The 4,753-nt window shown below is 65.4% G+C and carries 5 protein-coding genes; all 5 read left to right on the forward strand.

Translation table 11 applies throughout. The annotated features are described in order from the left end of the window. Positions 1-714 precede the first annotated feature (714 nt). Genes ABT004_RS35915 through ABT004_RS35935 form a run of 5 tightly spaced genes read left to right on the forward strand, consistent with a single transcriptional unit; the run spans position 715 to position 4,579 of the window. The gene (locus ABT004_RS35915) at positions 715-1,122 is read left to right on the forward strand and encodes a hypothetical protein (protein ID WP_351345912.1); all 408 of its coding nucleotides are present in this window, start codon (positions 715-717) and stop codon (positions 1,120-1,122) included. Positions 1,123-1,125: 3 nt separating this feature from the next. Continuing rightward, entirely contained in the window at positions 1,126-1,302 is a 177-nt protein-coding gene (locus ABT004_RS35920; protein WP_351345915.1) for a hypothetical protein, read from the forward strand. Between the two features lie 5 nt (positions 1,303-1,307). Next, positions 1,308-2,744, forward strand: coding sequence for a hypothetical protein (locus ABT004_RS35925; RefSeq protein WP_351345918.1), 1,437 nt, complete (start codon positions 1,308-1,310; stop codon positions 2,742-2,744). Next, on the forward strand, positions 2,741-3,052 hold the full coding sequence (locus tag ABT004_RS35930; protein WP_351345921.1) for a hypothetical protein: 312 nt from the start codon (positions 2,741-2,743) through the stop codon (positions 3,050-3,052). Before ABT004_RS35925 ends, ABT004_RS35930 begins: the two co-directional genes overlap by 4 nt. Before the next feature lie 9 nt (positions 3,053-3,061). Then, positions 3,062-4,579 (forward strand): protein rep, encoded by a 1,518-nt coding sequence (locus ABT004_RS35935; RefSeq protein WP_351345924.1) that lies wholly within the window; start codon positions 3,062-3,064, stop codon positions 4,577-4,579. Positions 4,580-4,753 lie beyond the last annotated feature (174 nt).

A 4,753-nucleotide genomic window follows, 5' to 3' on the forward strand; every position in this document is an offset into this window, starting at 1 on the left:
GGATGGGGGTGCCAAGGTGGAGCGCCCGCTTGGACGAACGACCTTGGCACCCCCATCCCCCCCATGTTGGCCTTCGGTGCCGTTCAGACCGGAGGAACCCCCACGACCCATTTGAATAACCCCCCACCCAACGGCACCCGAAAAGAGGGATCCTCTGGGCTAGTGGCCGGGGTTTGGGGCAGAGCCCCATAAAAAAACTCGACCGCCTCCGGCGGATGGTTCGGCTCCCGCCGGGACCAAAAGAAAAAGCCCCCTGCCGGGGGCTTTCCTACTTCCGGCCCGAAGACCTTCGCTTGTAAACCGCTGCCCTACTGATCCTTGCCGCTTCCGCGATCTGAGAGGGAGTCAGGATCTCGTTCGCATCGGCAGCCGCAGACAACTTCCGCTCTGTGCCTTCGCATTCGACACGGATATCTCCGAGAACTCGTAGCAAACTCCGGTACCACTCGCGATCATCGTTCATGTTCAAGTCCTCGGCACTCAGGCCGTGTTGGGCAAGATCCCGGATCTTCTCCAGGCTCGTCCGGACTGCATCCGACTGGCGATCAAGACCATGAGGCATCGTCTACTCCAAGACTCTGGGTGGTAACTAGTTGACACTCTCAGTGTACTCATGCAGTCTAGAGGTCATCGGGCCCCCGGATCTCTATCCACAGGCTCGATGTCAGAGGTTTCCGGTAGACCAGAGATCAACTCCGAACGAGAGGTACTCCCATGCCCGCGATCTTCCACGTTGACCAGGCCCGCACCTTCAAGGCCGTCATGTTCATGTCCGCCGCGCCGAAGACCGAGTTCGGCAAGAACGACGTCCAGGCCACCCTCAAGGACGGCACGCCCAAGTGGGAGGTCCAGGTCGTCGCCTCCTTCGAGCAGTTCGGCAAGGTCGAGAACGAGATCCTCAAGATCGGCGTCAACTCGTACAAGAACCCCGGCGAGGCCCTCCAGCACATGCCGCAGCCCGTCGAACTCGTCGGCTTCCGCGTCGGCGTCTCCCCGGTCGACAAGCGTGTCGACCAGAACGGCCGCGAGAAGATCACCGGCGGCACCGCCTGGTACCAGGCCGACGAGGTCCGCGCCCTCAACGCCGCCCCGCCCGCTCGCGCCTCCAAGTCGGAGGGCTGATCCATGAGCCGCCAGGACCAGATCAACTCCATCGCGGCCGATCTCGCCGTGGCCGCCATGCGCGGATACGACGAGTTCAAGGTCGTCGCCCAGGAGGTCGACGACCGGTACCCGCTGGAGATCAAGCAGGAGATCAACGCACGCCTCGCTGACACCACTCCGAACCCCACGGAAGGCTGATCAAGGTGCTCGATGATCTGAACCAGATCACGACGCTCGCTCCCAATGCGGCGGTCCTCCTCGTGGGGATCGCCGCCTTGGCGGGCACCGTCTGGACCGCAGTGATCACGTACCAGTACCTTCGCGCCACCCCTCTCCAGCGCCAGCGCATGCGCCACGCCTGGAAGATCGCTCGCCGCTGGAACCGACAGGCCAAGAACCTCGGCCTGGCCCGCATCGACGAGAACACCCGAGGCACCACCGACTGGCGAGGCCAGAAGAAGCAGACGATCACTGTCGTGCCCAAACTCGTCGTCAAGCCCGAGCCGTACGGCATCCGCGCCCAGATGAAGACCATCCCCAAAGTCGGCCTCGCAGAGGTCCAGGCCGCAGCCGAGTGGATCGCAGACGACTGGGACTGCGAGAGCGTCGAAGCCGTCCGCATCAAGTCCGGCCTCGTCGAGATCCGAGGACTCGTCGGTAACCCCCTCGACGAGCACTTCCCGTACGACTTCGACTCCCAGGGCTGGGCTCTCCCCATCGGCCGCAACCCCTGGGGCCGAGAGATCAGCATCCCTCTCAAAGACCTCTCCGGAATCAAGATCGCTGGCATGCCCGGCTATGGCAAAACCATGCTCCAGCTCGGGTTCCTCGGCCGCCTCACCAACTCACCCGCCGTTCAGTTCTGCCTCTTCGACGGCAAGACCTCCGACCCCCGCTACGGCGATTGGGGCCAGGTCGCCGGACGCGCCATGTTCGTCGTCGGAGACAACCCCGAGACCGCCCACCAGCGGCTCACCGAACTCGTCCGCCTGATCAAGGACCGCCCCGCCCAGCTGGTCGAGGAACGCGGCACCCACAAGTTCTGGAAGCACGGCCCGACCGAGACCATCCCGCTGGTCCCGGTGCTCATGGACGAGTGCCACAACTACATCGACGCCAGCGGCCTCCGGGGCAAGGACAAGGATCTCATCGAGTCCAACCAGCGCCTCATGCGCACGGTCGCCAAGGAAGGCCGAGGCCTCGGTGTCCTGCCCATCGTCGCCACCCAGAAGCAGACCAGCGACGCCATCCCGACCTCCGTGCGCGACCAACTCGAGGTAGGCATCTGCTTCCCGGTCTTCACCATGGACGGCGCCGAAGCCGCCCTCGGCTCCGGCATCCGCAAGGACGAGGCCAACGACCCGACCGCCATGGTCGACAAGGACAACCCCGGCGTCTGCGTCGTCACCGGAGTCCCCGGCCTCAGTGGCCGCTACGACCGAGTCCGCGTCGGCGACGTCGACGAGAACCACCTCCTGGCGCTCGTCGCGAACTCGCTCGAACTCCGTCGCGACGTCATCCCCGCGGCTGCCCCGACCGTCCGCGACGCTTCGGCCGGCACTCCGACTCCAGCCGAAGAGACCACCCAGGGCATCCCGCTCCAGAAGCCCAAGACCACCCGACGAAGGAAGGCCTCATGACCGTCTACGAGCCGGAGAAGGTCTACACACCGCAGACCCTCCACCTCACCCCGGAACAGGCCCTGAGGGCCCCTCAGAGCCTCGTACAGCCCCAGGGCTACGTCATCGTCCAGCAGGCGCCCAAAGAGCCGTCCTGGCTCCAGCAGCACAAGGGCGAGCTCATCGCCGGAGCCGGAGCCGGAATCGTCGTCGTCGGCATGCTCCTCGCCGTCGCCGTCGTCGCCATCGCGGTGACCATCGGCATCGTCTCCGCCACCGTCGGACTGATCGTCATCAAGAGCCTCATGGGGGCCGACAGCAAGAAGTGACCGATCGGCGTGTTCCTACCACGCCGATCGGCCACGACCCACAGGATCACACGAGACGCAAAGGGGGCCCGCAGCGACTGGCATCGCTCGGGCCCCTTGTCTCCGCCCCAACCTCATGCAAGCCGAACGGAGAACGACGTGGACAGCGTAGGGCAGAGCACCGACACCGCGCGAGACGACCAGCCCATTGTCGAGACGGCAGACCTGATCACGGAAGACGCCCGCAGGGCTCTACAGGCCCCCCAGGCCCGCCGCGAGGTTTCCCCGGTTCGGCCGGGCCGGAGGCATGAGGCCGTTGCCGGGGCTGCCGCTCGCGGCAGCCTCGCGGAGGGCCCTTCTAGGTACAACGCGAATAATGTTTCTACGGATCAGGAAAACCCCAGGTCAGACGGCGAATCGGCGGTTCGCAAAGAGCGCCGTGAGAAGCGCTTCGCACAGCGGGCCGTCCTCTGGTCGATCAGCACGCTTCCGCGCGTCAAGAAGTGCGGCCGGACGACCAACGGGAACGAGGGCGACGGCAAGGCCGCGATCAAGGTTCAGGGCGGCGTCGCCCACTGGTCCGGCTTCTGCTCCTGCGGCTCGATCTGGGCCTGCCCCGTGTGCTCCGCCAAGATCCGCGCCACCCGCGCCGACGAGATCGCACGAGCCGTCGCCAAGCACATGATCCAGGACGGCGGCACCGCCTGGATGGTCACCCTGACGGCCCGTCACAAGAAGCACCACGACCTTGCGGACCTCTTCGACGCCGTGGCCAACGGATGGCGCCAGCTCATGTCCGGATACCGCTGGGCGGGAGACAAGAAGCGAAATCTTCCCGGCGAGAGGGACAAGCTCGGAGTCCGGGGAAACATCCGCTCACTGGAAATCACCTACGGAACTCGGAACGGCTGGCACCCGCATCTTCACGTCGTTCTCCTGCTCAATGACGAGACCCTCGAAGAACTCACCTACGCCATGGTCCGCTGGGACAAGACCTGGCGACAGTGGATGAAGAAGAAGGGTTACGAGCCGAGCAAGGAACACGGCGTGAAGTGGTCCAAGGTCACCACCCCGGAACAGGCAGGCGAATACATTGCCAAGGTCCAGGAAGGCAAAGGCCACGTCGGCAACGAAATGGCCCGAGGCGACATGAAGGCCGGACGCCTCGGCACCCTGGCGCCCTTCGAGATGCTCGAATACCTCCGCACGACGGGCGATGCCGCCGTGGTCCCGGTCTGGCACGAGTACGAGAAGGCCACCTTCCGCCGCAGGGCGATCACGTGGTCACGCGGCTTGCGGGCCCAACTTCTCGACGACGAACCGGAGTTGAGCGACGAAGAGGTTGCGGCCGAAGAGGTCGGCGGCGAGACGTGGGCACTTCTGCCGGCCGAATCGCTGACCGCCATGCGACGGGTTCCCGGCCTCCAGACCGCGCTCCTCGATGCGGCCGAGAACGGCGGATTCTCCGAGCTGGTCAACCTGCTCACCGCATACCACCTGGCGTACGAACTCGGCCCTGACGCTCCGGCGGCCGCCAACCTCACCTGATCCCAACCAGGGCTTTCGCGGCTGCACCACAGTCCGGGCCGAGTGGGGGTTCCTCCGGTCTGAGCGGCAGGGCTTGCCCCAGAACATGGGGGGGATGGGGGTGCCAAGGTGGAGCGCCCGCTTGGACGAACGACCTTGGCACCCCCATCCCCCCCATGTTGGCCTTCGGTGGGA

Source organism: Streptomyces sp. NPDC002790, assembly GCF_040295505.1.
Classification (GTDB): domain Bacteria; phylum Actinomycetota; class Actinomycetes; order Streptomycetales; family Streptomycetaceae; genus Streptomyces.

What these genes read in the sequence shown, in the direction of transcription:
- ABT004_RS35915 (WP_351345912.1), top strand. Translation starts at nt 715, where the DNA reads ATGCCCGCGATCTTCCACGTTGACCAGGCCCGCACCTTCAAGGCCGTC.
- ABT004_RS35920 (WP_351345915.1), top strand. Translation starts at nt 1,126, where the DNA reads ATGAGCCGCCAGGACCAGATCAACTCCATCGCGGCCGATCTCGCCGTG.
- ABT004_RS35930 (WP_351345921.1), top strand. Translation starts at nt 2,741, where the DNA reads ATGACCGTCTACGAGCCGGAGAAGGTCTACACACCGCAGACCCTCCAC.